Genomic DNA, 26,214 nt, shown 5'->3' on the forward strand with positions numbered 1-26,214 from the left:
TCAGCGCTTCTCGGCAGTCCGCAGAACGTAGCCGACGCCGCGCTTGGTCTGGATCAGTGCAGGAGCATCCGGGTCGATGTCCACCTTGCGGCGCAGGTAGGAGATGTAGGACTCCACAATCGAGGCGTCGCCGTTGAAGTCGTATTCCCACACGTGGTCAAGGATCTGGGCCTTGGACAGGACCCGGTTCGGGTTCAGCATCAGGTAGCGCAGGAGCTTGAACTCAGTGGGGGACAGCTCGATCACGGTTCCGCCGCGGCGGACCTCGTGGGCGTCGTCGTCGAGCTGGAGGTCATCGACCCGGATCACGGCGTCGTCGTCGACCTGGGGCTGCGTGCGCCGAAGTACCGCGCGGATGCGGGCCACCACCTCGTCGAGGCTGAAGGGTTTGGTGACGTAGTCGTCCCCGCCCACCGTCAGGCCGGTGACTTTGTCCTCGGTGTCGTCCTTGGCCGTGAGGAACAGGACAGGGAAGTGTTTGCCGGCGGCGCGCAGGCGGCGGGTGACCGTGAAGCCGTCCATGTCCGGCAGCATGACGTCCAGCACGGCCAAATCGGGGGAGTGCTCCTCGGCAGCAGCCAGCGCCTCGCGTCCGCTGCCGGCCGAGACGACCTCGAAACCGGCGAAGCGCAGGGACGTTGAAAGCAGTTCGCGGATGTTGGGTTCATCATCGACGACGAGCAGCTTGGCTTCGGGACCGTTCTTCTTCATGTTCCCATGATGCTCCCAGACTCTGGGAGTTTTCTGAATGAAATATGTGTGTTGAATGGGCCGTACCCGCCCGAATAGGGCCTAGCCGACGGTGCCGACGTCCTTGGCATCCATGATCCGGTAGGCGTAGCCCTGCTCGGCGAGGAAACGCTGCCGCTTCGCGGCGAAGTCCTGGTCCAGGGTGTCCCGGGCCACCAGCGAGTAGAACCGGGCGGCGCGGCCATCCTTCTTGGGGCGCAGCAGCCGGCCCAGGCGCTGGGCCTCCTCCTGGCGGGAACCGAACGAACCGGAGACCTGGATCGCGACCGAGGCCTCGGGCAGGTCGATCGAGAAGTTGGCCACCTTGGACACCACCAGGGTGTGCACCTCGCCGGCGCGGAAGGCGTCGAAGAGCCGCTGGCGTTCCTTGACCGAGGTGTCACCCTTGATCACGGGCGCGTTGAGGCGCTCGCCGATCTCGTCGAGCTGGTCGATGTACTGACCGATCACCAGCAGCTGCTCTCCGGCGTGTTCGGCGACGAGTTCCTCCACCACCCGGGTCTTTGTCTCGGACGTGGCGCACAGGCGGTACTTGTCCGCGTCCTCGGCCATGGCGTAGGCCACGCGTTCGTCGCGCGGCAGATCCACCCGGACCTCCACGCAATCGGCGGGCGCAATGTAGCCCTGGCTCTCAATGTCCTTCCACGGCGCGTCGTAGCGTTTCGGACCGATCAGGCTGAAGACCTCGCCCTCCCGGCCGTCCTCCCGCACCAACGTGGCCGTGAGCCCCAGCCGGCGCCGGGCCTGCAGGTCAGCCGTCATCCGGAAGATCGGCGCCGGCAGCAGGTGGACCTCGTCGTAGATGATCAGCCCCCAGTCGTTGCCGTCCACGAGCTCCAGGTGCGGGTACAGGCCGCCGCGCTTGGTGGTCAGCACCTGGTAGGTGGCGATCGTGACCGGACGGACTTCCTTGACGGAGCCCGAGTACTCGCCGATCTCCTCCTCGGTCAGCGACGTGCGCTTGAGCAGCTCGTCCTTCCACTGCCGCGCGGCGACGGTGTTGGTCACCAGGATCAGCGTGGTCGTGGAGCTGGTGGCCATGGCGGCCGCGCCCACCAGCGTCTTGCCGGCGCCACAGGGAAGGACGACGACGCCGCTGCCGCCGGCCCAGAAGTTCTCCGCGGCCAGTTGCTGGTAGGGGCGGAGCTTCCAGCCGGTCTCGTTGAGCATGATGGGGTGCGGCGTACCGTCCAAGTACCCGGCCAGGTCCTCGGCCGGCCAGCCGATCTTGAGCAGCAGCTGTTTGAGCTGGCCGCGCTGGGAGGAATGCACCACCACGGTCTCGCCGTCGATCCGCGGCCCGAGAAGCGGGGCGATCTTCTTGGCACGGCTGACTTCCTCCAGCACCGGGTAGTCGGACGTGCGCATGACCAGGCCGTGCTGCGGATCCTTCTCCAGCCGGAGCCGGCCGTACCGGGACATGGTCTCTTCGACGTCGATCAGCAGCGAGTGCGGCACGGGAAAACGGGAGTACTTGAGCAGGGTGTCCAGCACCTTCTCCGCATCCAGCCCGGCTGCCCGGGCGTTCCACAGGCCCAGCGGCGTCAACCGGTAGCTGTGCACATGCTCCGGGGCCCGTTCCAGCTCGGCGAACGCCGCGATGGCGTGCCGTGCCTCCGTTGCGAGTTCGTGGTCGACCTCCAGCAGGATGGTTTTGTCACTTTGGACGATCAGGGGCCCGTCATTCACTGGAGCATTTCCTCTGTGGCTTCTACGTCGATAATCCGGTGGATGGACAGGACCCGCTCGATCTCCTTGTCCGGATCGAACACCCGCACACGCCCGCCATTCACAGCTACCGGAACAACAGTCTCGCGGCTGGCATTCCCCATGCCGTCCACGACGTTCATGATCACCCGCTGCCTGAGGCGGATCGCTTTCAGCAGGGTCTCGAGCCCCAGCTGTGTCGCTTCCTCGCTGCCCGGGGCAGCCGGCGTCGGTTGGGCGCCGGCGGAGCCGGGTGCCCGGGACCCGTCACCGCGCAGCACGGCCAGCTGGGCGTCGATGTCGGCCTCCGGCGGTGCGGTCCGCGGGGCCGTGTAGACCGGCCGGCCGCCGCCGGGAACCGAGGTGCTGCGGCGCAGCCGGATGACGCCGGATCCTGCTTCCTCCAGGACGGGGGCGAGGCCCAGGCCCTTGAGAACCTGGGCGGCTTCCCGGGGCGCGGCGTGTGAGATGACCACGGTGGGCGCGATGCGCACCAACCCGAGTCCGGCGGCCGCCGGGGCGTTGAGCAACTCCAGAAGGGGAGCCTCGTCCTCGCTTTGGATGAAACTGGCGGCAGCCCCCACCCGGAGCCGGGAGTGGCGTGCGGCAGTGTCCTCGATCAAGTATTGGAGAGGCTGCGGGATGGCCGTGGCCGAATGCTGGCGCAGGAAGTCCAGCATCGCCGCGGCGTCCTGACCGGCGTCGAGGGCCCGGCGGACCGAGGCGACGGAGAATCGGTAGATAGTGGCCGGTCCCTGTCCCTCGGCCGCGGCCATGGTGAGGAGCTGTTCGCTCAGTTCGGGGTCGAGGTAGCCCGGCGCCACCGCTGTCAGGTCCGCCTGCAGCAGCACGTGCTGCAGCGCCGCCGGCAGGTGTTCGCCCAGGATTCCCAAGGCATCATCCGGCCGTTCGGCGGCGATTGCGGAACCCAGCTGGCTGAGCGCCCCGGAGCCGATCAGGCCGAGCATCTCGGCCTCCGTGAGGATGCCGCGGATCAGCGAGCTGAAACGCCGGGCCATCCGGGGCTGCGCCCACTCGGCACGTTCCAGCACGGCGGCGGCATTGAGGACTGGAGCCTGCCCATCGGGCGCCGCTGCCTCCAGGGTGAGTTCGTTCAGGATCTCCAGGACACGTTTGCGGACCACCGGGGCGTCGGGCCGCTGCGCCTCGGCGGAGAGCGCATTGATGGTGGTCCCGGCCGCGCCCCGGTGTCCGGCGCCCGGGGCGGCGGCATTCACGGGCTGGCCCACGAGGGAGGGCGCCCGCTCGCTGGCCAGCCAGGCATTGACCAGCCAGAGCCACTGTTCCTGCCGGGGCAGCGCCAGCCACTCCAGCTGGGGCGGCTGCACCCACGCGGAGCTGTCGACGTCCAGCCGCAGCAGGCCGGCCATGGCGCAAAGCTCCGCGAGTACGCCGGCCGGGTGCACCTCGATCCGCAGGGAATCCGCCAGCCGCTTCATCTCCCGGACCCCGACGCCGCCGCTGCGCAGCGTCGCCAGGGGCTGTTCACGCACCGTGTAGAGCACCTCGCCCACGAGCCGCAGCGTCTCGGCGATGGCGCCCAACGCGGCGTTCCGGCGCAGCCCTGCGCTTGTCTGGCCAAGCTGGGGGACCGGTGGCACCAGGGAAAAATCTTCGATGACAAAGCCGCCACGCAGGGACACTCCCACGCTGTGCGGCAGTTCGACGTGGGCGGCGTCCAGGGGCACCAGCAGCCCCCGCGCCAGGAGCCAGTCCACCGGGCCGACGTCGGCGCTTTCGTGGAGCACGGAAGCGCGGCGTTGCGCCTGGGGAACGGCGCCCATGGCCCAGTTTCCGAACCGGGCCAGGAGGGCGGCGGTCCGCTCCGGCGCGGTGGTCAGGATCTGGTGGAGCGATTCCGGTGTAGCCGTCCAATGCTGCAGCGACAAGGCCGCTTCCATCGGTGTGGTGGCGGGGGAAACGGACTCCCCGCCACGGTGCAGCTCGCCGACCAGCTGCACGACGCGCTGCGCAAAGGCCGGCTGGAGCCGCACGAGCTCGGTGTAGCTGCGGCCCAGCCCTGCGGGATAGATCCCGATCACATCCTTGAGGCTGCCGACCGGAAGGTAGTGCCGCTGCTTGGCTCCGGCGGGAGTCACCCCGTGCGGCGGATCGGCACGGTGGACGAGGGCCAGTTCCTGCAGGGAATGGAGCAGGCGGTCTATGGCGGCCACCGACGCGCCATTGATCAGTTTCTTCAGCATCGGCGCCGACGCGCTGTGTCCGGTATCGGCGTTGGTGCACAGGTGCAGGGTTTCCAAGACCTGCATTTGCGGGCGGTTGAGCCGCTCGAGGGCCCGCTGCACGCTGACGCGGCCGCTGGCCCGGGCGGCGAGGGCGGCGAAGTCCGGGACGCCGGGAGAAATCAGGTCCGGCCGCGCGGAGAACAAGGCCCGCAACGATTCGTCGCTTCGTGCCTGAAGTTCCTTGCTGAGCGCGCGGATGAGGGACATCGCTCCAACGTTACCTTTCGCCGGGCCTGCGCGGGTGGCGCCGGGCCACCACCGCATCCATAACCAGTGCGAGCATGAGCAGGAATGCCACCGGGAGCCCGTAAAGGGCCGTGGAGGTAATCCAGGCCGGCGCCACGACATTGTTGAAGGCCATGACCATGACGGCGCCGACGGCAAGGAGGGACAGCACAGCAAGGGTGGCCGCAGCGATCATGAAGGGCCGCCGGTAACGCATCAGTGTCATGTGGGCAACGCTAACAGTCCGGCATCCCCCGCGCCTCAAGCCACTAAATTGAACTTGGCAGGATAACCTTGGAGGTACAGACCAACACGGTCCGGGCAGTCACACCCTGAACCCGCGTAACCATGCGGATGCGGTGACCGCCGGCCGTGTCCCCGCAGAACGAAGAAGGTTGATTACGTGCCTACCGGCAAGGTCAAGTGGTATGACAAGGAAAAAGGCTTCGGATTCCTCGCTGGCGAGGACGGCCAGGAAGTCTTCCTGCCCAAGTCCGCCCTGCCCGAGGGTGTCAGTGAGCTCAAGGCCGGAACGCGCGTCGAATTTGGTGTAGCCGACGGGCGTAAGGGTGCCCAGGCCCTGGGCCTGCGCGTGCTGGACAAGACTCCGTCCATCGCCAAGGCGAAGCGGCCCAGCGCCAGGGACCTTGCCCCGCTGGTGCAGGACCTCGTCACCGTGCTGGACAACCTGTCCGGGACCCTGTCCGCGGGCAAGTACCCGGAAGGCAACAAGGGCAAGGCGATCGCAGCGGCCCTCCGTAAGGTTGCCGACGAGCTGGACGTATAGGGCTCTTGATGACTCAGGAACCTGACCAGTTGCCGGCCGCCGGCTCCTCGGTGCCTGCCGGATCCAAGGGAACCGGCTCCAAACACGGAACCCGCCCGCGCGCCGGCGTTCCCGTCTGGCGCACCGGCAAGCCTGACGCCTTCCTGGCCGCCGCCGTCGACGTCGCCCGCACCGCTGTGGAAGGCATCGCCCCCGCCGAGCAGATCGGCGAGCACATCGGTGCCCGCAGCGAGGGCGACCGCCTGGTGACCCACCTCTTCGAATCCAAGCTTCCCGGCTATCTGGGCTGGCAGTGGTACGCGGTGCTGACCCGCAACTCGCGCTCCAAGGTGGTCACGGTGGACGAACTGGGCCTGCTGCCCTCGGAGGACGCCATCCTCGCGCCGGCCTGGGTTCCGTGGGCCGAGCGGGTCCGCCCGGAAGACGCGCAGGCTGACGAGGCCGCCGACGAGGCGGCCGGCACCGAAACGCCGTCGCAAGCGCCCGACGCCGACGCCGAGCAGGACGCCGCTGACGCCGACGGCGAGCAGGACGCCGCTGACGCCGACGGCGAGCAGGACGCCGCTGACGACGACGCCGAGCAGACCGCTGACGAGCCGACCGCTGACCGGCAGGATGCCGATCAGCACGACGCCGACGATGAGCGGGAACGCTTCGCGGAGGCCGACTAACGGTTGGAAGCGTCCGGGAGCGTGTTTAGGGAGGGCTGGACCTGATGTCCATGTTCAAGTCCCTGCACATCCTGAACTACCGGATCTGGTTCATCGGCGCACTCGTCTCCAACATCGGTACCTGGATGCAGCGCACCGCCCAGGACTGGCTGGTGTTCGCCCACCTGACGGCGCAGGATGCCGGGGCGGTGGGGATCACCATGGCCCTGCAACTGGGCCCGCAGCTCTTCCTGGCACCCGTGGCCGGGCTGCTTGCAGACCGCTTCGACCGCAAGCGGCTCCTGGTGCTGACCCAGTCCGCGATGGCGCTGCTGAGTGCGGGGCTGGGCATCCTGGTGGTGACCGGCGCGGCGCAGCTCTGGCATGTGTACGCCTTCGCCCTGATGCTCGGGGTGGTCTCCGCGCTGGACGCCCCCGTGCGGCAGACCTTCGTCTCGGAATTGGTCCAGGACGACTACCTCTCCAACGCCGTGGCCCTCAACAGTGCGTCCTTCAACGTCGCCCGGATGATCGGCCCCGCCGTCGCGGGCCTGCTCACCGCCGTCGTCGGGCCCGGCTGGGTCTTCCTGATTAACACGCTCACGTTCGTCGCCCTGTTGCTGAGCCTGGCGAACATCCCGGCGGCCTCGCTGCGCCGGCTGCCGCGCGCCCCGGCGGGCAAGGGCAGGATCCGGGAGGGGCTGCGCTATGTCAGGCACCGTCCGGACCTGATCGTGGTGCTCGTGGCCATCTTCATCGTGGGAACCCTGGGGCTGAATTTCGCCCTCTACATCGCGGCCATGGTGGGCACGGAATTCGGCCTCGACGCCGGGGCCTTCGGCCTGATGAATTCGATCATGGCCATCGGCTCCGTGGCGGGGGCGCTGATGTCCGCCGGCCGGGGGAAGCCACGGCTGCGGGTCATCTTCGGGGCGGCCGCTGCCTTCGGCGTGACCTCTGGTATCGCGGCGCTGGCCCCCAGCTATTTCTGGTACGGCGCGGCGCTGGTGCCGGTGGGGCTGTTCGCAATCACCATGATGACCAGCGCCAACGGGTACGTCCAGACCACCACGGACCCCGTCATGCGGGGCCGGGTGATGGCCCTCTACATGGCAATCTTCATGGGCGGAACCCCCATCGGGGCGCCGCTGGTCGGCTGGGTGGCCAACACCGCCGGCCCCCGCTGGTCCATGGGGGTTGCCGCCGGCGCCGGCTTGCTCGCGGCCCTGATCGGGCTGGTGTGGATCATCCGGGCCCAGCACTTGCGGCTCCACTTCAACCGCCGGGCGCGCGGGCTGCGGTACTTCCGCGTCGAAAGCGGAAACGGCGCCGACACGACACCAGGTTCTGGTGCCGCGGCGACGCCGTCGGACGCTGAAGCTACTTCTTGAGTTCTGCCACCACGAAGTCGATGCACTCGAGCAGTGCCGAGACATCGTCCGGCTCGATCGCCACGAAAGTGGCGATGCGCAGCTGGTTGCGGCCCAGCTTGCGGTACGGCTCTGTGTCGACGACGCCGTTGGCGCGGAGCACCTTGGCGATCGCCGAGGCATCGATCGATTCGTCGAAGTCGATCGTGGCGATCACGTTGGAACGGTCCTCGGCCTTGGCCACGAACGGCGTGGCGTAGCTGGACGCCTCGGCCCAGCGGTAGATGCGGCCGGCCGAATCGGCCGTCCGTCCGGCCGCGAAGTCCAGGCCGCCGTTGGCGTTGAGCCACTGCACCTGGGCATCCAGGGTCACCAGGGTGGCCAGGGCGGGCGTGTTGTAGGTCTGGTTCAGCCGGGAGTTATCGATCGCCGTCTGGAGGTCCAGGAAATCGGGAATCCAGCGGTTGCCGGCCTTGATCCGTGCCGCCCGCTCCAGCGCCGCCGGGGAGAACAGGCCCAGCCACAGGCCGCCGTCGGACGCGAAGTTCTTTTGCGGCGCGAAGTAGTACACGTCGGACTCCGCCACGTCCACGTCCAGCCCGCCCGCGGCGGAGGTCGCGTCCACCAGCACCAGCGACCCCTCATCGGCGCCTGCCACGCGGCGGACGGGGGCCGCCACGCCGGTTGAGGTCTCGTTCTGCGGCCACGCGTAAACGTCGACGCCGGCCTCCGCCCGGGCTATGGGGCGTGTGCCGGGTTCGGCCTTGATGATGGAGGACTCGGCAAGGAACGGTGCCTTGTTGGTCGCCGAGGCAAACTTCGAGCCGAACTCGCCGAAGGAGAGGTGCTGCGCCTTGTCCTCCACGAGCCCAAAGCTGGCGATGTCCCAGAATGCAGTGGATCCGCCCACGCCCAGGATCACTTCGTAGCCCTCGGGCGCACGGAAGAATTCGCTCAGGCCGCTGCGCACCGAGCCGACCAGGTTCTTCACGGGTGCCTGGCGGTGCGAGGTCCCCAGCAGCTTCGCCGACGCGGCGAGGGCCTCCATCTGTTCCGGCCTGACCTTGGACGGACCGGCGCCGAACCGGCCGTCCTTGGGCAGGAGGTTGGCGGGGATCGCGATGCTGGTGTCGCTCACAGTGGCTCCAATTTTCGGCTGGTTCGTAGCGTGGCTGGAAGGTGGCCCGGTAGGGGATGGCTACAACGGCCCCCCTGTTTATTCTGCCTGTTTCATTCTGCCTGACGGGTACCGGCCACGCGGAAAAGGCCCTGTCACAGTCCGGTCATTGAGACGCCCGGGAACTGCCGGCGCGCGGGCGCTCGGGGGCAGCGCCAGCCCGGACGAAAATTATCCGGAGTAATTCAAAATAGGCTAGGCTGGCATGCGAACGTACGGCGGTTCTTGCCAGGCGCATCCTGCATGCAGCCCGCACGCGGTACGGTGGGAATGACGCACGGACTGCGCTCGAGGAGCTGAGCTGAATGACTGATCTGATCGATACTACGGAGATGTATCTTCGGACCATTCTGGAACTTGAAGAAGAAAACATCGTTGCTCTGCGCGCCCGCATTGCCGAACGGCTCCGCCACTCCGGCCCCACTGTCTCGCAGACCATCGGCCGGATGGAACGCGACGGACTGGTGGTTGTTTCGGGCGACCGGCACCTTGAACTGACCGAAACCGGACGGAAACGCGCCATCGGCGTCATGCGCAAGCACCGCCTCGCCGAACGCCTGCTCGCCGACGTGATCGGACTCGACTGGGCCTATGTCCACGAGGAGGCGTGCCGCTGGGAGCATGTCATGAGTGAGCGGGTTGAGCGGCGAATTTTTGAGATGCTGGACCACCCCACCGTTTCGCCCTACGGAAACCCCATTCCCGGTCTTGCCGATCTTGGCGGCGTGTCCAACGGCGCCCCGGCCGATGGGGCCGTGAACCTGCTGGAGGCCATGGCCGGCTACGGTGCGGGTTCGCGGGTCACGGTCAACCGGCTCGCGGAGCCGATCCAGGTGGAGCCGGAGCTTCTGGCCCAGCTCGACGAGGGTGGAATTCGGCCTGGTGCGCTGGTGTCGCTGGAGCGGGTGGGGGAGTACATCTCGGTCCGCGTTCCCGATATCGAGGGTGCCCTGGAGTTGCCGCCCGAGGTTGCGGCGCACGTCTTTGTAACAGTCGCCTGACCAGCCACAACGCGCCGGTCATGGGACGACCCATGAGTTCTGCACATCTGGGGTTACGGATTTATTACCGGACGGCTTAATCCCCTATAGTTAGTGGCCAGTGCCGATACCAAAGCGTTACCTGATCCGAAGCCGAGCCCTGCCAGCGGATCAGTCGCAGAACCACCTCCTGGCAGGGGCGGGGGAACCACTTTCGGCTGCTGCTTCAGCAGCCTTGGGGTGAAGTCCGTCAGCGGCAAGCAACGTCCATCGAGGGATCCCCAGGGATGCCTCTCTGTCTGGCTGCTTGCAACGGCGGACCGGGTCTTTGAACTCTCTGACCCGAATCCGACAGCTAACTTCGCAGGCTATCCAGAGAGGAACCGTTCTTGACCACCCAGACCGCCAGGGGCCGTCGCCGCGCGACCGGTCCCGCTCCGGAGCCGCGTCCCGCCGTAGAGCATATGGCCGAACGCCCCCGCGACGCGCACCGCGATGAACGCCGGCGGCGGCGCAGCCCGTTCCGTCAGGTAACGGAATTTGCCGCGGCCAGTGGGGTCGGGCAGAAGGCCGGCATCGCACTGGCCGCAACGGGCCTGGTCCTCACTGTGACGGTCCCCGCCACGAGTCCCGTGCTGGCCTCCAATGCTGATGGAACAGGCGCCCTCTCTGCTGCAGTACAGCCGGATGTCACGGCTGCCGCCGCCGCAAAAGTCGATTTCAGCCGAACGGCCGTCACCACGAAGGGTGATCCGGACGGGAAGCTCAAGCAGCTGCTCAGCGCCCAGTCTGTGGGCAGCATCACACGCGCGGCATCGGCCGGCACCCTCGGCGCGCCGCTGGACCAGATGATCACCGCCTCGCCGTTCGGCTACCGTGTCAGCCCCATTACCGGCGGTGCGGGCGAGTTCCACCGCGGCCAGGACTTTGCCGCCCAGTGCGGTACGGCCGTCCACGCGGCCGCCAGCGGCACAGTGACGTTCAGCGGATGGCATCCCTATGGCGGCGGAAACCGGGTCGTCATTGACCACGGCAACGGCCTGGAGACCACGTACAACCACCTGTCCTCGGCCTCGGTCAGGGTCGGCCAGAAGGTATCGCGCGGAGATGTCATCGCCATGAGCGGGACCACGGGCGCCTCCACGGGCTGCCACCTCCACTTTGAAGTGATGGTCAACGGCGACGTCGTTGACCCGCTCGGATGGCTCTAAAAAGATGATGGACCGCTATCGAATCCTTGTGACACGCCGTGATCTGAATGTGACATTGGGTCAAGACTGCTGTAGGGTTTGAAGCACGCCAACTTTTCCGAAGTTGGCGCTCTTGAGTGGATTGCCTAGCTCTGCCACCGCTCAAGGTCCGTTCGCATTACATCGTCTGGCAGGGGCGGGGGAACCAATTTTGGCCTTCGAAAGAAGGCCTAGGGGTTAAGTCGCAAAGCTTCCAAGGAAGCAGCGCGGCCGGGTGACTCCCATCCGAATCCGACAGCTCACCTCGTAGGCATTGGGAGAGGCTACTTTCGTGTCTTCACGCCACAATTCTGCGCGCATGCGCACCGGCGAGGCTCCTTCGAGCTCGCTGGAATCCACATCACGTGCCGCCCTTTCAGGCGCCCGGATGGGATCACGTTCCGCAGGCTCAATCTCTACCGAGTCCGGACAGCATGCAGTTTCCGCTTTTGGCGCGTCTTCGCAGTACACCCTTCGCTAAGTAACCCAATTTCGGGGCGATCCGGCGTACCCCCAAGATGCCGGAGCGTCCTCAGTCCGCGCCCGAAAGCGCGCGGTCCAAGGATCACGAAAGAGAGAACTTAATGACTACTCGTGCAACCGTTGCACGGCACCGAGTCGAGGTCACCAAGACCAACTCGCTGGCTGTTATTGCTAAGGCTGTCGGCGACAACGCCGGTGGCATGGGCCGTCAGGCCGCGGTCATCGCCGCAGCTTCCGGCCTGGTTCTGACCAGCGGAATCGCAGCCAACGCTGCTGAGACCAACGTTCAGCGCGAATCCACCTCCGCTTCGGCCCTGGAAGTCCAGTCCGCCGCTCCGGCCACCATTTCGGCTGCCTCCAGCATCGCGATCTCCTACGAGAAGCCCGCCGTGACCACCACGCCGGCTCCCGTCGTTGAGGCCCCGAAGCCCGTTGTGCAGGTCCAGGACTCCACGGCCTCCCGCGCCGGCGGCACCGAGCTTGGCGTCAGCGGCGGCGTCGCTGCCCAGGCTCCGGCCGGCATCGGCAGCGGAGCTGGCGCGACCATCGCCGCTGCTGCCTACGCACAGATCGGCGTTTCGCAGGACTGCACCGCCCTCGCCACCAACGCCCTGGCCGCGGCCGGCATCCACTACCACGGCTGGCCGGCAGGTTACCTGTCCCTGGGCCGCACCGTGAGCGCCGCCGAGGCACGCCCGGGCGACCTCGCCTACTACCAGAACGGCGGCGTGGGCATGGCCCACATCGCGGTTTACGTCGGCAACGGCATGGCAGTCCACGGCGGCTGGAACGGCGGCACCACCGCGCTGTACAGCGTGAACGTCGGCTCCGGCCCGGTCTTCATCCGCGTCGGCGGCTAAGCCACAGCACTCCAGCATTTCGAAAGACCCCCGCCCTTTGGCGGGGGTCTTTTGCGTGACCGCGCCATGAACTTTGCGCGCGCACGGCCGCGCCGGTGAAAAAATATTCGGTGATCCGGCACCTGAGTGTTTACTCTTGTGTTGTCGATCCATAGCCCGACCATGCAGAGGGCAGCCGGCCCTCGTGCCGCTGGCGGGTGCGGCCGTGAAGAGGTATGCGGATGCGCACTCTCGTTCTGAATGCTGGATATGAACCACTGGCGGTAATCACCTTCCGCCGGGCGCTCGTCCTTGTCCTGACCGGAAAGGCCAGCGTTGTGGCGGAAGGGGACGACCCCGTCGTCGGCCCCCAGGACATCCTGGGCCGCCCGTCCGTGATCCTGCTGAACCGCTACATCCGTCCGAGGTACAACACCATGACGGCGGTGAGCCGCCGCGGGGTGCTCCGCCGGGATGCCCACCGCTGCGCCTACTGCGGCAAGGCGGCGCACACGATCGACCACGTCCAGCCCAAGTCCCGGGGTGGCGCCGATTCCTGGGAGAACCTGGTGGCGGCCTGCCTGCGCTGCAACAACGCCAAGAGCGACCACACTCCGGCGGAGATGGGCTGGAAGATCGGGTTTGTTCCGGGCCCCCCGAAGGGCGCGATCTGGCAGATCAAGGAACTCGAGAAGCCGACGCCCGCCTGGGATCCCTTCCTGCTGCCGGAATCGGCCGCCTGACCTCTGGGCTGGCGCGGGCCGTGCCTGATCTGCCCGTAGCCGGCGCCGCGCTAGGCTGAGCCGGTGGAGTTCGATGCCATCATTCTCGCCGGGGGGAGGTCCTCCCGCCTGGGCGGCGTGCCCAAATCCCGGCTGGTGTACGACGGCGCCACCCTCCTCGAGCGGTCACTGGGCGCCGCGGGCGGGGCGGGGCGCGCCGTCGTCGTCGGGCCGGACCCGGGGAACCTGCCCGACGGCGTCCTGACCTGCCGGGAGGAGCCGCCCTTCGCCGGGCCGGCCGCTGCCATCGCCGCGGGCCTGGACGCGCTGGCCTCGGGCCATTCCGTCGGGCGTGGGGACGCTGCTCCGGCGCCGTTTACCCTGGTCCTTGCCTGTGACATGCCAAGGTCCTCCGCTGCCGTCCGGGTCCTGGCCGAATCGCTGGAGGCCTCCCTGGCGGCCGCGCCGGAACCGGGCCGCGGTGACGGGGTCATGGCCGTCTCCCAGGACGGCCGGAAGCAGCCGCTCGCGGGTTTTTATGGCACGGCCGCGCTACAACGAAGTGTTACGGAGGCCCGGCAGCGGGGCGGCCTGGAAAACGCGTCGGCCTTCTCCCTTCTTGCTAGGCTGGACGTACGGGAAGTCCGCGTTCCCCCGGGGTCCACGGACGATGTTGATACCTGGGATGATGCGTCCGCATTGGGGGTATCGGACACGATTCCAGGCCTCGGTCCGGGCCGCGGCACGGAACTCCCCAGCTGAACTCGACCATGGAGGCAAACGGTGAAAAGCCAGGATGAAACGCTGGAAGACTGGTGCCGTGCCCTGCTCCAGGCCTTGGAGCTGGAAGACGTTGAGATTGACGTGAACGAGGTCCTCTCCCTGGCAGGGGTGGCCGCCCACTCGATAGTGCGCCCGGCCGCGCCGCTGACCACATTCATTGCCGGCTACGCCGCGGGCCTGGCCTCCGGCTCCGGACAGGCGACGGACTCCATGTCCATGCAGGACGCCATGGCCGTAGCGCGCCGGCTCGCCAAGGACTACGCGGCCGCCGAAGCACCCGGGGCATGACGGCTGCGGCTGCGGACGACGCCGGACCGGCCGTCCATGGCGGGAACGTCCCCGAAGGCGGCCGCACGGACCCCCTCACGGACTCGGACGCCCTCACGGAGACCCCAGCAGGGCCGGACGCGAACCGCGACGCAGTAGACGAGGACACGGTAGACGAGGACGCAGTAGGGCCGGACGCGAACCAGGACGCTGCGGACGCGCCGCACCGGCATCTGGCCCACACGTGGCAGGAGGCCCGGCAGCTCGCCTTCGACTGTGCCACGCCCATCCCGGCCGCCCCCGTCCCGCTCCGGGAGGCGCTGGGCCGCACCCTGGCCGCTGACGTGCTGGCCCTGCAGGACATGCCGCACTATGCCTCCTCCGCCATGGACGGCTGGGCCGTCAACGGCGGTGGTCCCTGGATCCTGGCCGAACCCGACCAGCGGCTGGCCCCGCACCAGGCAAGCCCGATCGCCACCGGCGGCCTCATCCCTGGCGGTGCCAAGGCCGTGCTGCGCAGCGAAAGCGGCATCATCGACGCCGATGAGGACGGCCTGCCCGTGCTGAAACTCGGCGGCACCGCGAAGCCGGGGGACCCGCGCAACGGCGACCACATCAGGAAAGCCGGAGAAGAAGCCGCCGCCGGTGACGTCCTGGTCAAGAGCGGCGCGGTCCTGAATCCCGCCCACCTGGCCCTCGCCGCCCTGGCCGGACACGACGCGCTTCCGGTGCTTGGCAAGGCCGTGGTGCGACTGGTCTTCACCGGTTCCGAGGTGGTGCAATCCGGGAGGCCGGCGCCGGGGGAAGTCCGCGACACGTTCGGACCCCAGCTGGCAGCCGTGGTAGGAATGCTCGGCGGGATCTGCACCGAAGAAGTGAAGGTCGGCGATTCCTACGCAGAATGGCTCGCCGCCCTCGAGGACAGCAATCCTGCCGGTGAAAGCCTGCCAGCCGACGTCGTCATCACCACCGGCGGCACGGGACGCTCCGGAACGGACCACCTCAGGCGTTCGGTCGCCGAGCTGGGCGGACGCCTGCTGATCGACGGGATCGCGATGCGGCCGGGGCACCCGGCCGTGCTGGCCGAACTGCCGGACGGCCGATATATCCTCGGCCTGCCGGGAAACCCGCTCGCGGCCATGATGGCGCTGTCCACGATCGGAGCCCCGCTCCTCGCGGCCCTGGGGCACGGTTCCCTGCCGCCGCTCAGTGAGGTGCCCTGCGGTTCGACGATTGAGGCCGATCCCGGCCGGACCCGGCTCATGCCCTTCCGGCTGCTCTACGGCATGGCATCCCCGGCGCAGCACACCGGCCCGGGAATGATGCGGGGCCTGGCCGCCGCCGACGGCGTCCTGGTGGTCCCGCCCCATGGTGTGCAGCTGGGCGAGCTGGTCCCCGCGTTCGCGCTCCCGTGGGGTGCGCCGATCCCTGACGCCTCGGCAGCTCCCGTGGCGAAGCCTGCGGCGAAGCGGACCGCCAGGAAGACCGCGGCCAGCGACGGGCCGGTCGACTGGAGCGCCCTCCTGGGCTGAACGCCCTCCGACGCGGGATGCCGACCGCCGGCTGCGCTGGCTTCAGGATCAGGCACTTGCAATGATGGAATCAGCCAAACTCAAATGAATATGTTGCCAAGGAGTACCCGATGGGCCGCGTGACGCAGCGTCGCAAAGTGCACAAAATTGTCCTGGACGGGTCCGCGCACGCCCTCGAATTCCCGGTCCGGCACCGGGAGGACGTCCTCGCCGTCGAGGAACCGCTGGAAATCCGGCTCGGAAACATGTCCTTCTCCGTCACCATGCGAACGCCGGGCAGCGACTTCGACCTCGTCGCGGGGTTCCTGGTCTCCGAAGGAATCATCTGGACACCCGAGCAGCTGGTCTCGCTCAGGTTCTGCGCCGGTGAAGACGCCGACGGGATCCAGACCTTCAACGTCGTGGAGGCCCAACTGCGGCCCGACGTCGTCCTGCCGGAGACCGGCCGAAACGTCTTCACGTCCAGTTCGTGCGGCATTTGCGGGACGGACTCTATCGATGCCGTGCGAAAATCCTCGCACTACAGCCCGGCACACGATCCGTTGACCGTTCCCGTCGAAACGCTCGCGGCCCTCCCGGATGCCCTTCGGTCCGCCCAGGAGGTCTTCGACCTCACCGGCGGGGTGCACGCCGCCGGGCTCTTCAGAATCGCCGACGACGGCTCGGCGGAGTTGTTGTGCCTCCGGGAAGATGTCGGACGGCACAACGCCGTGGACAAGGTAGTGGGCTGGGCCCTCCGCGAAGGCCTGCTCCCGCTCCGGGGCACCGTGCTGCAGGTCTCCGGCAGGGCATCGTTCGAGCTCGTCCAGAAGGCAGCCCTCGCCGGAATCCCGGTCCTCGCCGCAGTCAGCGCACCCTCCAGCCTGGCCGTCGAACTGGCCGAAGCCAGCGGGATGACCCTGGCAGGGTTCAGCCGCCGGACCAGCCTGAACGTCTACGCAGGCCAGCAGCGCGTCGCAGTCCCGGCCCCCGCGGCCAGCTAGCAGCAACACTTGGCCAACGGGTTCCCCGCGGCGTAAGTTTTATCCATCGATTGGAGCCAATCGGACCCCCAACGCTGAAGAGGAACACATTGCACGACGACCGCCGTCTTACGGAAGTCCGGCTGGACCGCTTTCTGCGTGACCGCATTGCCCCCGCCGTTTACCCGCGCAGCGTCCCGCTGACGCTGAGCAGCTGGGACGCGCCGGACGAACCCGTGCTCGTGCTGGAAGCCCTCCGGCACGAGTTCACGCCCCAGGAACACGGAGCGGCCTGGGGCCGGCCATGGAGCACCAAGTGGCTCCGGCTCCGGGGCGAAGTGCCGGACGGCTGGGGAGCCGCGGCCGGCACCTCGGTGGAAGTCCTGGTGGATCTGGGTTTCAGCGCCGACGCCCCGGGCTTCCAGTGCGAAGGCATCGCCTGGCGGTCCGACGGGACCATCATCAAGGCGGTTTCACCGCGAAACCAGTACATCCCGCTCAAGCTCCTGGGCAGCGGCATGGCCGTTGACTTCTATGTCGAAGCCGCGGCCAACCCGGACTTGTCCCAGAACTGGACCTTCGCCGCCACGCCATACGGCGACAAGGCCACCTCGGGCAGCGAGCCCAAGTACCGCCTGGGCAGGATCGCGATCGCCGAACGCAACCAGGCGGCCTGGGAACTCCAGCAGGACATCTTTGCGCTCAGCGGGCTCATGCACGAACTGCCCATGGACCTGCCCCGCCGGCACCAAATCCTGCGGGCGCTCGAATGCATGCTGGACGTCATGGACCCCGACGACGTCGCCGGAACCGCGGACGCCGGGCGGGCCGCCCTGGCCGACGTCCTGTCCCGGCCGGCCTACGCCTCGGCGCACCGGCTCGTGGCCACGGGCCACGCCCACATCGATTCGGCCTGGCTGTGGCCCGTCCGGGAAACCATCCGCAAGTGCGCCCGGACGTTCTCCAACGTGGTGGCGCTGATGGACGAACATCCCGAGTTCATCTTTTCGTGTTCCTCGGCCCAACAGCTTGCGTGGATGAAGGAGTACTACCCGGAGCTGTTCGGGCGCATCCGGGACAAAGTCCGCGCCGGCCAGTTTGTTCCCGTCGGCGGGATGTGGGTCGAATCGGACTCCAACATGCCCGGCGGCGAGGCCATGGCGCGGCAGTTCCTCGAGGGCAAGAGCTTCTTCCTGGACGAATTCGGGGTCGAATGCCAGGAAGCGTGGCTCCCGGACACGTTCGGGTATTCCGCAGCGCTCCCGCAGATCATCAAGGCTGCAGGCAGCCGCTGGTTCCTCACCCAGAAGATCTCGTGGAACCAGGTCAACAGGATGCCGCACCACACCTTCAACTGGGAGGGCATCGACGGCACCCGGGTATTCACCCATTTCCCGCCGGTGGACAGCTACAACTCCGACCTCAGTGCCCGGGACCTGGCGCACGCCGAACGGAACTACCGGGACCACGGCCGCGGGGCCACCTCCCTGGTGCCCTTCGGGTACGGCGACGGCGGCGGCGGCCCTACCCGCGAGATGCTGGCCGCGGCGCAGCGCACGGCGGACCTGGAAGGCTCCCCGAAGGTTCGGATCGGCTCGGCAGCCAGCTTCTTCGAGCAGGCCCAGGCCGAGTATGAGCCCCTGCCAGTCTGGGTGGGGGAGATGTACCTGGAACTGCACCGGGGCACCTACACCAGCCAGGCCAAGACCAAGCTGGGCAACCGGCGCAGCGAGCACCTGCTGAGGGAAGCCGAACTCTGGAGTGCCACGGCGGCCGTGCGCGCCGGGCACAATTACCCTGCCGCGGAGCTCAAGCGACTCTGGCGGCTGGTCCTTCTCCAGCAGTTCCATGACATCCTGCCGGGCAGTTCCATCGCGTGGGTCCACCAGGATGCCGAACGGAACTACGCCGCCGTCGAACGGGGGCTGGAAACCATCATCACGAACGCCGCGGCCGCGGCCCTGGGCCCCGGCAACCGGGAATTCCTCCTCAACGCCGCCCCGCAGGAGCACCAGGGCGTGCCGGCGTTGGGTGCTGCCGAACCCGTCCGGCCCGGGCAGCCGGTGTCGGTCAACGAGGCGGACGGCGGCTACATCCTGGACAACGGCATCATCCGGGCGGTGGTCGATGCCGACGGGCTGCTGGCCTCGCTCATCGATTACACCAGCGGGCGGGAGGCGATCGCTCCCGGGGAGTCCGGCAACCTCCTGGAACTGCACCGGGACACGCCGAATGAATGGGACGCGTGGGACATCGACGCCTTCTACCGCCGGAACGTCGTCCGCCTGGTTGAGGCGCGTTCCGTGACGCTGGAGCGCGACCCCCTGGAGCAAAGCCCGGACGCCGTCGTGGTGGTGGAGCGGATGGCCGGATCCTCGGCCGTGACCCAGCGGATTACGCTGGCCGCGGGCGCAGACTCGCTCGCGATCACCACCCTGGTGGACTGGCAGGAGCGGCAAAAACTGCTCAAGCTCGGCTTCGCCCTGGACGTCCGGGCCGACCGGTCCGCGGCGGAGACGCAGTTCGGCCACGTGTTCCGCCCCACCCACGTCAACACCTCCTGGGAGGCCGCGAAATTCGAGATCTGCGCCCACCGCTGGATCCACGTCGCCGAGCCCGGCTACGGGGTGGCGGTCTCCAACGCGTCCAGCTACGGCCACGACGTGACCCGCAACGTCCGGGAGGACGACGGCGGTACCACCACCACCGTGCGGGTCTCGCTCCTGCGGGCGCCGAAGTTCCCGGATCCCGGCGCCGACCAGGGCAGGCACGAGCTGCACGTCACGATCCGGCCCGGTGCCACGATCGCGGACGCCGTCGAAGAGGGCTACCGCACCAACCTCCCCCCGCGGGTTGCACAAGGTGCCCACGCGGTGGAGCCGCTGGTCACCATGGTCAATCAGGCCATCGTCGTTGAAGCGGTCAAGCTCGCTGAAGACGGCTCCGGAGACGTGATTGTCCGGCTGTACGAATCGCTCGGGGAACGCTCCACCGGCCTTGTGAAGGCCAACTTCCCGGTCCGCGGGATACGCGCAGTGGATCTGTTGGAACGGCCCGTCGATGCGCCGGGAGTGGCTGCCGGTCCCGACTCTGCCGAGCTTACGCTGCGGCCGTTCCAGCTGGTCACGCTGAGGTTCCAGCGCTGAAGTGCAGGGAAAACGCCGTTAAGCAGGCTGAGTGGGAGCGGTCCTTGCGGACCGCTACCACTCATCCCCCCAATGGCGCTTGGACGACTGCCTCTGCTTCGCACGGCTGACTTCCGTACACGAAGCGATTGCCGCTTTCACACATTCATGATTCTTACACGGTCTAATGATTTTGTGAATGGCCTACCCATTGTTCTTGCGCAATGTTGCGCGAGCGTTACCAGTTTTCTTGGCGGCGAGCCCGGAAGCCCAGAACAGTCCCAGGCCCAGGACATACCCCAGGACGGCCGAATAGTTGATGGTTTGCTGCGCGAGGATCCAGTCCTCCGGGGCAAAGGAAGCCGGGAAGCTCAAGGCCGTGGCGATGGCACCCAGGCAGGTCATTACTGCCCCGGCACGCACCAGCCGGGGCAGGGGGCTTCTGGCGGTGGCCAGCAATGCCGGGAGCAGGGCCAGGGAGACGAATGCGGGATACGTGCGGCCGGCCGCGGCGTAGAACGGCGCCAGGGCGGCGTTGTGTCCACCCTTGTCGGTGATGCCCAGCATTCCGACCGAGGACCCGCGGGTGTCCATGAGGAAGAAGATTACCGCCACTGCGGCAGCGCTGAGGGCCAGGGCCCAGCCCCCGGCCGGGCCCGCAATGAGGCGGTAGCCGCGATCATCTGCCAGTCCTTTCGCGACGCGCAGACCGACCAGCAGGACCGCCGCGAACACGAGAAAACGCAGGACCAGGTGGGCAAGGTTCCATCCCCCCAGCGCCGCGTCGATTGCCTCATAAGGGCCGGGGACCGAGAGCAGGCTGCACAGGGTCGCGAGGAACAGGATCCAGAAAACGGTCCTGTTTCGCCCTTGGATCGCATCCGGGACGCGGAGAAGGAGCACCACGGAACATATGATCAGCGTGCCCCACTGGAGGGTTGCAATCATTCCGGGTACTCCCACATGGCTCGCCTGCCCAGCCGAACGACTCTCAGGTCAGGCCAGCTTGCTTCTTAGTCGTCCGCATAGCAAGCGCCTTCGCCAGCCAGATCAAGGAAAGCCCAAGGACCAGGCACAGAACGGCCGAGTAGTTCAGGACGAACCGCATGAATCCAAGTGACGGGGGAATGACCGGGGACAGTAGGCTCAAGGAAATAGCCACGGTACCCAGCGCCAGCAACCCCGCGCTGAACCGCACCAGGGCCGGGAGGCCGCTGCGGAGGGTCCGCACCATCGCCGGAAACAGGGCCAGGGTGATGTACGCCGGATAGAGCCGCCCGGCGGCCCCGTAATACTCCACCAAAGCGGCATTGCGCTCATCCTTGGCGAACACCGCGACCAGCCCTGCCGAGGATCCAGCGGTGTCCATCATGAGGAAGACCGCTACAACCACAGCCGAGGCGGCTGCGGCGACCGCAATGCCGACAGGGCCGGTGATCAGCCGCAGGGCGTCGTCCGCGCTGAATCCCCGGGCCACCCGGAACCCCAGGAAAAAGATGGCGGCGAAAATGACGAAGCGGAGCACGAGATTGGCGACGTTCAAGCCTCCGAGGGCTTGGTCCACGGCTACATAGGGCGCCTCGATGCTGAGCAGGATGGCGAGGGTCATGAGCGCGAAGATGGAGAACAGGGACCGGTTCTGCCCACGGAGGGCGTACGGCAAGCGGGCCAGCGTGACCGTGCAGCACACTGCCAGCGTGGTCCACTGCAGGATCGCGATCATCCGAGGTTCTCCCAAATTTTTTCTGTTTGTGCCTGCTCCTGCTCCTGGCGCCGCAGGGACTTACCGAGCGACTGGAGCCGCTCTCCGGCCAGAGCGCTAAGGTCTCCGTCGGAGAGGGCATCCAAGGCGGCCTGCTTCGCCTCCTGCGTCCAGCCGGCCTCTTCCTCGGTTATCAGGCCCGTGGCGACGAACCCGCCCGTGAATCCTACGCCCGCCGCGCGGGCTGTCGCGACCGCCAGCTCGGGGGACAGTCTGTTGGCGGTGAGCTGGGCCGAGTAATTTTGCGGTGCCACGCCGGTGGCGGCAGAAACCCGGTGACGCAACTCACCGTCGTCGATCGCGTCCACCCAGTTTCGGACGGATGTGGCATGCGGGGCGGGGGACAATGCGGGGGTCATGGAGCTGCCGTGGTCACCATAGCCGCCGTACGCGGGGGAGGAGCGCGAAATGACGGCGCGCAGCAGGTCCATGGTGGCAACCTGGCTGACGAGTTCGGCCGGGGTTGGCGGCTGCGGCGCGGCGGCCAGCTCGGCATAGTGGTCGAAGGACGCCAGTTCCGCCAGCGGACTTAGATCCAGGGCCCGGCTGATGCTGACCAGGGTGGCTTCGGCCACCTTCCCGCGCACCAGCTGCTGGGCAAATGTGGTGCGCTTGATACCGGAAATCCTGCAGATATCGGCCGTGCTCGCCGTCGGAGCAACGCGATGAAGCCAGAGTTGGAACGCCTTTGCGGGTAATGGCATCTATGGCTTCCTGCGGAGTCGATGGGCAGTGTGGGTACTGGCACTCGGTGGGGCAGCGGCGGTCGAGGCGGGAGATGGCGGCGGTGTGGCGCAGCGGGCTGGGATTTTACGTGAGGTCCTAATTCAACTATGCTAAATGGTCGAACCCGCTGGTCCGTACACCCCCCAAGTCCGGACCGGCGGGTTCTTCTATGCCCGGCTGCTTTTCGGCCTGCCGGGACGGGCGGGTTCTGCCCGTCGGGGCGGTCAGTTTGGGCCGCAGTGAGAGGATGAACTAATGACTGCAACCCTTGTTGCCAAGGACCTTTCCGGTGGTCACGATCACCGCACACTCTTCTCAAAGCTGTCCCTGACCGTAGCTCCCGGTGACGTAGTGGGCGTCGTCGGCGCCAACGGTGCCGGCAAGTCCACACTGCTGCGCCTGCTCGCCGGCGTCGACGAACCTCAGGAAGGCACAGTAAGCCTGGCCCCGGCCGACGCCTTCGTGGGCTGGCTGCCGCAGGAACACGAGCGGATTGCCGGCGAAACGGTCGCCGGCTACATCGCCCGGCGCACGGGCTGCGCGCAGGCCACCCTGGAAATGGAGTCCACCGCAGAAGCATTAGGCTCCGGCGCTCCCGGCTCCGACGACGCCTACTCGCTTGCTTTCGACCGCTGGATGGCCTCCGGCGCAGCCGACCTGGAAGACCGCATCCCGCCGGTCCTGGCGGACCTTGGCCTGGACGTGGGGCCCGACGCCGGAATGACCGGCCTGTCCGGCGGCCAGGCGGCCCGCGTGGCGCTCGCCGCGCTGCTGTTGAGCCGCTTCGACGTCGTACTGCTGGACGAGCCCACCAACGACCTGGACCTCAACGGCCTGGCCAAGCTCGAGGCGTTCGTGCAGGGACTGCGCGGCGGCGTCGTCCTGGTCTCCCACGACCGCGAGTTCCTCTCCCGCTGCGTCACCACGATCGTGGAGCTGGACCTGGCGCAGAACTCGGTGGCGGTCTACGACGGCGGCTACGAGGCCTACCTGGAGGAACGCGCCGTCGCCCGCCGGCACGCCCGGGAACGCTACGAGGAGTACGCCAACACCAAGGCCGACCTCGTTTCCCGGACCCGGACCCAGCGCGAATGGAGCTCCCAGGGCGTCCGGAACGCCATGAAGAAGAACCCGGACAATGACAAGATCCGGCGGGCGGCCAGTACCGAGTCCTCCGAAAAGCAGGGCCAGAAGGTCCGGCAGATGGAGTCCCGCATCGCCCGGCTCGAAGAAGTCGAGGAACCGCGCAAGGAATGGCAGCTGCAGTTCAGCATCGGGGCGGCCCCCCGGTCCAGCTCGGTGGTGGCCACCCTGCGCGGCGCCGTCGCGCAGCAGGGCGGGTTCACCCTGGGCCCGGTGAACCTGCAGCTGAACGCGGGCGAACGGATCGGGATCACCGGCCCCAACGGTGCCGGCAAATCCACCCTGCTCCGGCTCCTGCTCGGCGTCCAGCAGCCCGACGCCGGCGATGCCTCCATGGGTGCGTCCGTCGCCATTGGGGAGATCGACCAGGCACGCGGCCTGCTGGCCGGCGATCTGCTGCTGGGGGACGCCGTCGAGGCCGTCCTGACGGAGCAGACCCCGGCGGAAGTGCGCACCCTCCTGGCCAAGTTCGGCCTCAAGGCCGATCACACCAACCGGCCCGTCGACTCCCTGTCTCCGGGGGAGCGGACCCGGGCCGCCCTGGCGCTGCTGCAGGCCCGCGGCGTGAACCTGCTGGTGCTGGACGAACCCACCAACCACCTCGACCTGCCCGCCATTGAGCAGCTCGAGGAAGCCCTCGACAGCTACGACGGCGCGCTGCTGCTGGTCACCCACGACCGCAGGCTGCTCGAAAACGTCCGCCTGGACGCGCGCTGGAACCTCGAAAGCGGCGTCGTCACCGAACTGCACGCCGATGCCCCGAAAGGCAGCACCACATGAGCATGGACCGGGTCGCCTGGAGCTCCCTCTACAACATCACCCGCGCCTCCAGCGGGTCCAAGCCGTTCTCCAAGGAGACGCTGAAGCGGGTCTTCAGCTTCGCCCGCCCGCACCGCGGCAAGCTGATCGCCTTCGTGCTGCTGTCCATTGTGATGGCCTTCCTGGCTGTTGCCACCCCGGTCCTCGCCGGGCAGGTGGTCGACGAGATCATCGCCCATGCCGAGGCCTCAACAGTGATCTGGCTTGCTGTCCTGATCGCCATTGTCGCGGTGGCCGAGGCGGGGCTGGGCCTCGTGACCCGCTGGCTGTCCTCCACCATCGGTGAAGGCGTGATCGTGGACCTGCGCACCAAGGTCTTCGACCACGTCCAGAAAATGCCGATCGCATTCTTCACCAGGACCCGGACCGGGGCCCTGGTCAGCCGGCTGAACAATGACGTCATTGGGGCGCAGTCGGCCTTCGCCGGCACGCTCTCGGGCGTGGTCAGCAATGTCGTGGCCCTGGCACTGACCCTTGCGGTGATGCTCAACAAGTCCTGGCTCGTGACTGTGCTCGCCATGATCCTGCTGCCGATCTTCCTGATCCCGGCCCGCCGAATGGGCTCCAAGCTGGCCGACCTGCGGCGCGAAGCCGCCGAACACAACGCCACCATGGGAACCCAGATGACCGAGCGCTTCTCCGCGCCCGGCGCCACCCTGGTCAAGCTCTTCGGCCGCCCCGACGAGGAATCCCGCGAGTTCGCCTTGCGGGCCGGCCGGGTCCGGGACATCGGTGTCCGCACCGCCATGCTGCAGTTCACCTTTGTCACGGCGCTGACTCTGGTCTCGGCCCTGGCCCTGGCGCTGGTCTACGGCCTGGGCGGCTGGCTCGCGCTGGCCGGGCAGCTGAACGCGGGCGACGTCGTCGTGCTGGCACTGCTGCTCACCCGCCTCTACGCGCCGCTCACGGCACTTTCGAGCGCGAGGGTGGAGGTGATGAGCGCCCTGGTCAGCTTCGAGCGTGTCTTTGAGATCCTGGACCTCAAGCCGCTCATCCAGCAGAAGCCGGACGCCGTAGCCTCCCCGCCCGGTCCGCTCTCGGTGGAGTTCGACGACGTCCGCTTCGCCTACCCCTCGGCGGACAAGGTCTCGCTGGCCTCCCTGGAGGACGTACTGACCCTGGACACCCGCGGCGGCGAGGAAGTGCTGCACGGCATCAGCTTCCGGGTGGAGCCCGGGCAGACGGTGGCCCTGGTCGGCTCTTCCGGCGCGGGCAAGTCCACCATCGCCCAGCTCCTCTCGCGCCTGTACGACGTCGACTCCGGCGCGGTCCGCTTCGGCGGCACCACGCCCGGCACGGACGTGGACGTCCGCGACCTCACGTTCGACTCGATGCGCGCGACCCTCGGCATGGTGACGCAGGACGGCCACCTGTTCCATGAGAGCATCGCCTCCAACCTGCGCCTGGCCCGCCCCGAGGCCACCGACGAGCAGATGTGGGATGCGCTGCGGCGCGCCCGGCTCGAAGACATGATCCGGTCCCTGCCCGAGGGCCTGGACACCGTGGTGGGGGAGCGCGGCTACCGGCTCTCCGGCGGCGAGCGGCAGCGCCTGACGATCGCCCGCCTGCTCATCGCGCAGCCCCGGGTGGTCATCCTCGACGAGGCCACCGCCGCGCTGGACTCCACCAACGAGGCCGCCGTCCAGGAGGCGCTGGGCGCCGCGCTGGAAGGCCGCACCGCCGTCGTGATCGCCCACCGGCTCTCCACAATCCGGGCAGCCGACGCGATCCTGGTGGTGGAGGACGGCTCGATCGTGGAGCGCGGGACACACAAGGAGCTCCTCGCCGCCGAGGGCCGCTACGCGGAGCTGTACCGCACGCAGTTCTCCGAGGCCACCGCGGTTGCCCAGGAAGCCGTGCCCGGGTACTGAGCCGCGGTACCGGGTCGGTGTACTGGGTCGGTCTACTG

General features: G+C 67.8%; 22 protein-coding genes and 2 riboswitches. Of the genes, 14 read left to right on the plus strand and 8 right to left on the minus strand.

The window, feature by feature from the left end; translation table 11 throughout:
* From AB4089_RS14130 to AB4089_RS14145, 4 genes are all read right to left on the minus strand, one after another.
* Positions 1-711 carry a response regulator transcription factor gene (locus tag AB4089_RS14130; protein ID WP_441409911.1) on the minus strand — a complete coding sequence of 237 codons (711 nt, stop codon included), beginning with the start codon at positions 709-711 and terminating at the stop codon, positions 1-3.
* A gap of 81 nt (positions 712-792) precedes the next feature.
* Positions 793-2,439, minus strand: a complete 1,647-nt coding sequence (locus AB4089_RS14135; RefSeq protein WP_441409912.1) for a DNA repair helicase XPB — start codon at positions 2,437-2,439, stop codon at positions 793-795.
* Positions 2,436-4,931 carry a helicase-associated domain-containing protein gene (locus AB4089_RS14140; protein ID WP_441409913.1) on the minus strand — a complete coding sequence of 832 codons (2,496 nt, stop codon included), beginning with the start codon at positions 4,929-4,931 and terminating at the stop codon, positions 2,436-2,438. The genes AB4089_RS14135 and AB4089_RS14140 overlap by 4 nt, the downstream gene beginning before the upstream one ends.
* Before the next feature lie 10 nt (positions 4,932-4,941).
* The gene (locus tag AB4089_RS14145; RefSeq protein ID WP_441409914.1) at positions 4,942-5,175 is read right to left on the minus strand and encodes a hypothetical protein; all 234 of its coding nucleotides are present in this window, start codon (positions 5,173-5,175) and stop codon (positions 4,942-4,944) included.
* Positions 5,176-5,352: 177 nt separating this feature from the next.
* Here AB4089_RS14145 and AB4089_RS14150 point away from each other — a divergent pair, with 177 nt between their 5' ends.
* From AB4089_RS14150 to AB4089_RS14160, 3 genes are read left to right on the plus strand one after another with little or no spacing between them, the layout of a single operon-like run.
* Positions 5,353-5,736 (plus strand): cold-shock protein, encoded by a 384-nt coding sequence (locus AB4089_RS14150; RefSeq protein WP_390205746.1) that lies wholly within the window; start codon positions 5,353-5,355, stop codon positions 5,734-5,736.
* A gap of 8 nt (positions 5,737-5,744) precedes the next feature.
* Positions 5,745-6,407, plus strand: coding sequence for a DUF3027 domain-containing protein (locus AB4089_RS14155; RefSeq protein ID WP_441409915.1), 663 nt, complete (start codon positions 5,745-5,747; stop codon positions 6,405-6,407).
* 44 nt (positions 6,408-6,451) lie between these two features.
* A complete protein-coding gene (locus AB4089_RS14160; RefSeq protein WP_441409916.1) occupies positions 6,452-7,777 on the plus strand; it encodes an MFS transporter in 1,326 nt (441 codons plus the stop codon).
* Here the strand turns inward: AB4089_RS14160 and serC are convergent.
* On the minus strand, positions 7,767-8,894 hold the full coding sequence (serC, locus tag AB4089_RS14165; protein ID WP_441409917.1) for a phosphoserine transaminase: 1,128 nt from the start codon (positions 8,892-8,894) through the stop codon (positions 7,767-7,769). The genes AB4089_RS14160 and serC overlap by 11 nt on opposite strands.
* Before the next feature lie 344 nt (positions 8,895-9,238).
* On the opposite strand from serC, the gene AB4089_RS14170 reads away from it, so the two are divergent.
* The 9 genes from AB4089_RS14170 to AB4089_RS14210 all read left to right on the plus strand — a co-directional run bounded on the left by AB4089_RS14170 (position 9,239) and on the right by AB4089_RS14210 (position 19,876).
* Complete coding sequence (locus AB4089_RS14170; RefSeq protein WP_441409918.1) at positions 9,239-9,934, plus strand: metal-dependent transcriptional regulator; 696 nt, start codon at positions 9,239-9,241, stop codon at positions 9,932-9,934.
* 150 nt (positions 9,935-10,084) lie between these two features.
* Positions 10,085-10,298, plus strand: a riboswitch (cyclic di-AMP (ydaO/yuaA leader).
* Between the two features lie 4 nt (positions 10,299-10,302).
* Positions 10,303-11,124 carry a M23 family metallopeptidase gene (locus AB4089_RS14175; RefSeq protein ID WP_441409919.1) on the plus strand — a complete coding sequence of 274 codons (822 nt, stop codon included), beginning with the start codon at positions 10,303-10,305 and terminating at the stop codon, positions 11,122-11,124.
* Between the two features lie 136 nt (positions 11,125-11,260).
* A riboswitch (cyclic di-AMP (ydaO/yuaA leader) is annotated at positions 11,261-11,430 on the plus strand.
* A gap of 296 nt (positions 11,431-11,726) precedes the next feature.
* Complete coding sequence (locus tag AB4089_RS14180; protein WP_441409920.1) at positions 11,727-12,485, plus strand: NlpC/P60 family protein; 759 nt, start codon at positions 11,727-11,729, stop codon at positions 12,483-12,485.
* Positions 12,486-12,706: 221 nt separating this feature from the next.
* Positions 12,707-13,207: an HNH endonuclease gene (locus AB4089_RS14185; RefSeq protein ID WP_229993807.1), complete on the plus strand. Its 501-nt coding sequence runs from the start codon at positions 12,707-12,709 to the stop codon at positions 13,205-13,207.
* Positions 13,208-13,270: 63 nt separating this feature from the next.
* A complete protein-coding gene (mobA, locus tag AB4089_RS14190) occupies positions 13,271-13,948 on the plus strand; it encodes a molybdenum cofactor guanylyltransferase (RefSeq protein ID WP_441409921.1) in 678 nt (225 codons plus the stop codon).
* 21 nt (positions 13,949-13,969) lie between these two features.
* Positions 13,970-14,257 (plus strand): DUF6457 domain-containing protein, encoded by a 288-nt coding sequence (locus tag AB4089_RS14195; protein ID WP_441409922.1) that lies wholly within the window; start codon positions 13,970-13,972, stop codon positions 14,255-14,257.
* Positions 14,254-15,768 (plus strand): molybdopterin molybdotransferase MoeA, encoded by a 1,515-nt coding sequence (locus AB4089_RS14200; protein WP_441409923.1) that lies wholly within the window; start codon positions 14,254-14,256, stop codon positions 15,766-15,768. The genes AB4089_RS14195 and AB4089_RS14200 overlap by 4 nt, the downstream gene beginning before the upstream one ends.
* Positions 15,769-15,878: 110 nt before the next feature.
* On the plus strand, positions 15,879-16,751 hold the full coding sequence (fdhD, locus tag AB4089_RS14205; RefSeq protein WP_441409924.1) for a formate dehydrogenase accessory sulfurtransferase FdhD: 873 nt from the start codon (positions 15,879-15,881) through the stop codon (positions 16,749-16,751).
* 89 nt (positions 16,752-16,840) lie between these two features.
* Entirely contained in the window at positions 16,841-19,876 is a 3,036-nt protein-coding gene (locus AB4089_RS14210) for an alpha-mannosidase (protein WP_441409925.1), read from the plus strand.
* A gap of 183 nt (positions 19,877-20,059) precedes the next feature.
* On the opposite strand, the gene AB4089_RS14215 is transcribed toward AB4089_RS14210, so the two are convergent.
* From AB4089_RS14215 to AB4089_RS14225, 3 genes are read right to left on the minus strand one after another with little or no spacing between them, the layout of a single operon-like run.
* Complete coding sequence (locus AB4089_RS14215; RefSeq protein ID WP_441409926.1) at positions 20,060-20,803, minus strand: hypothetical protein; 744 nt, start codon at positions 20,801-20,803, stop codon at positions 20,060-20,062.
* A gap of 43 nt (positions 20,804-20,846) precedes the next feature.
* Positions 20,847-21,578 carry a hypothetical protein gene (locus tag AB4089_RS14220; RefSeq protein ID WP_441409927.1) on the minus strand — a complete coding sequence of 244 codons (732 nt, stop codon included), beginning with the start codon at positions 21,576-21,578 and terminating at the stop codon, positions 20,847-20,849.
* A complete protein-coding gene (locus AB4089_RS14225; RefSeq protein WP_441409928.1) occupies positions 21,575-22,321 on the minus strand; it encodes a hypothetical protein in 747 nt (248 codons plus the stop codon). Before AB4089_RS14225 ends, AB4089_RS14220 begins: the two co-directional genes overlap by 4 nt.
* A gap of 277 nt (positions 22,322-22,598) precedes the next feature.
* On the opposite strand from AB4089_RS14225, the gene AB4089_RS14230 reads away from it, so the two are divergent.
* Together AB4089_RS14230 and AB4089_RS14235 are read left to right on the plus strand one after the other, a co-directional pair.
* Positions 22,599-24,266, plus strand: coding sequence for an ABC-F family ATP-binding cassette domain-containing protein (locus AB4089_RS14230; RefSeq protein WP_441409929.1), 1,668 nt, complete (start codon positions 22,599-22,601; stop codon positions 24,264-24,266).
* Positions 24,263-26,176, plus strand: coding sequence for an ABC transporter ATP-binding protein (locus tag AB4089_RS14235; protein WP_441409930.1), 1,914 nt, complete (start codon positions 24,263-24,265; stop codon positions 26,174-26,176). The genes AB4089_RS14230 and AB4089_RS14235 overlap by 4 nt, the downstream gene beginning before the upstream one ends.
* Positions 26,177-26,214 lie beyond the last annotated feature (38 nt).

Origin of the sequence: Arthrobacter sp. 2MCAF15 (assembly GCF_052115605.1) — a bacterium.
In the GTDB taxonomy this organism is placed as follows: Bacteria; Actinomycetota; Actinomycetes; order Actinomycetales; family Micrococcaceae; genus Arthrobacter.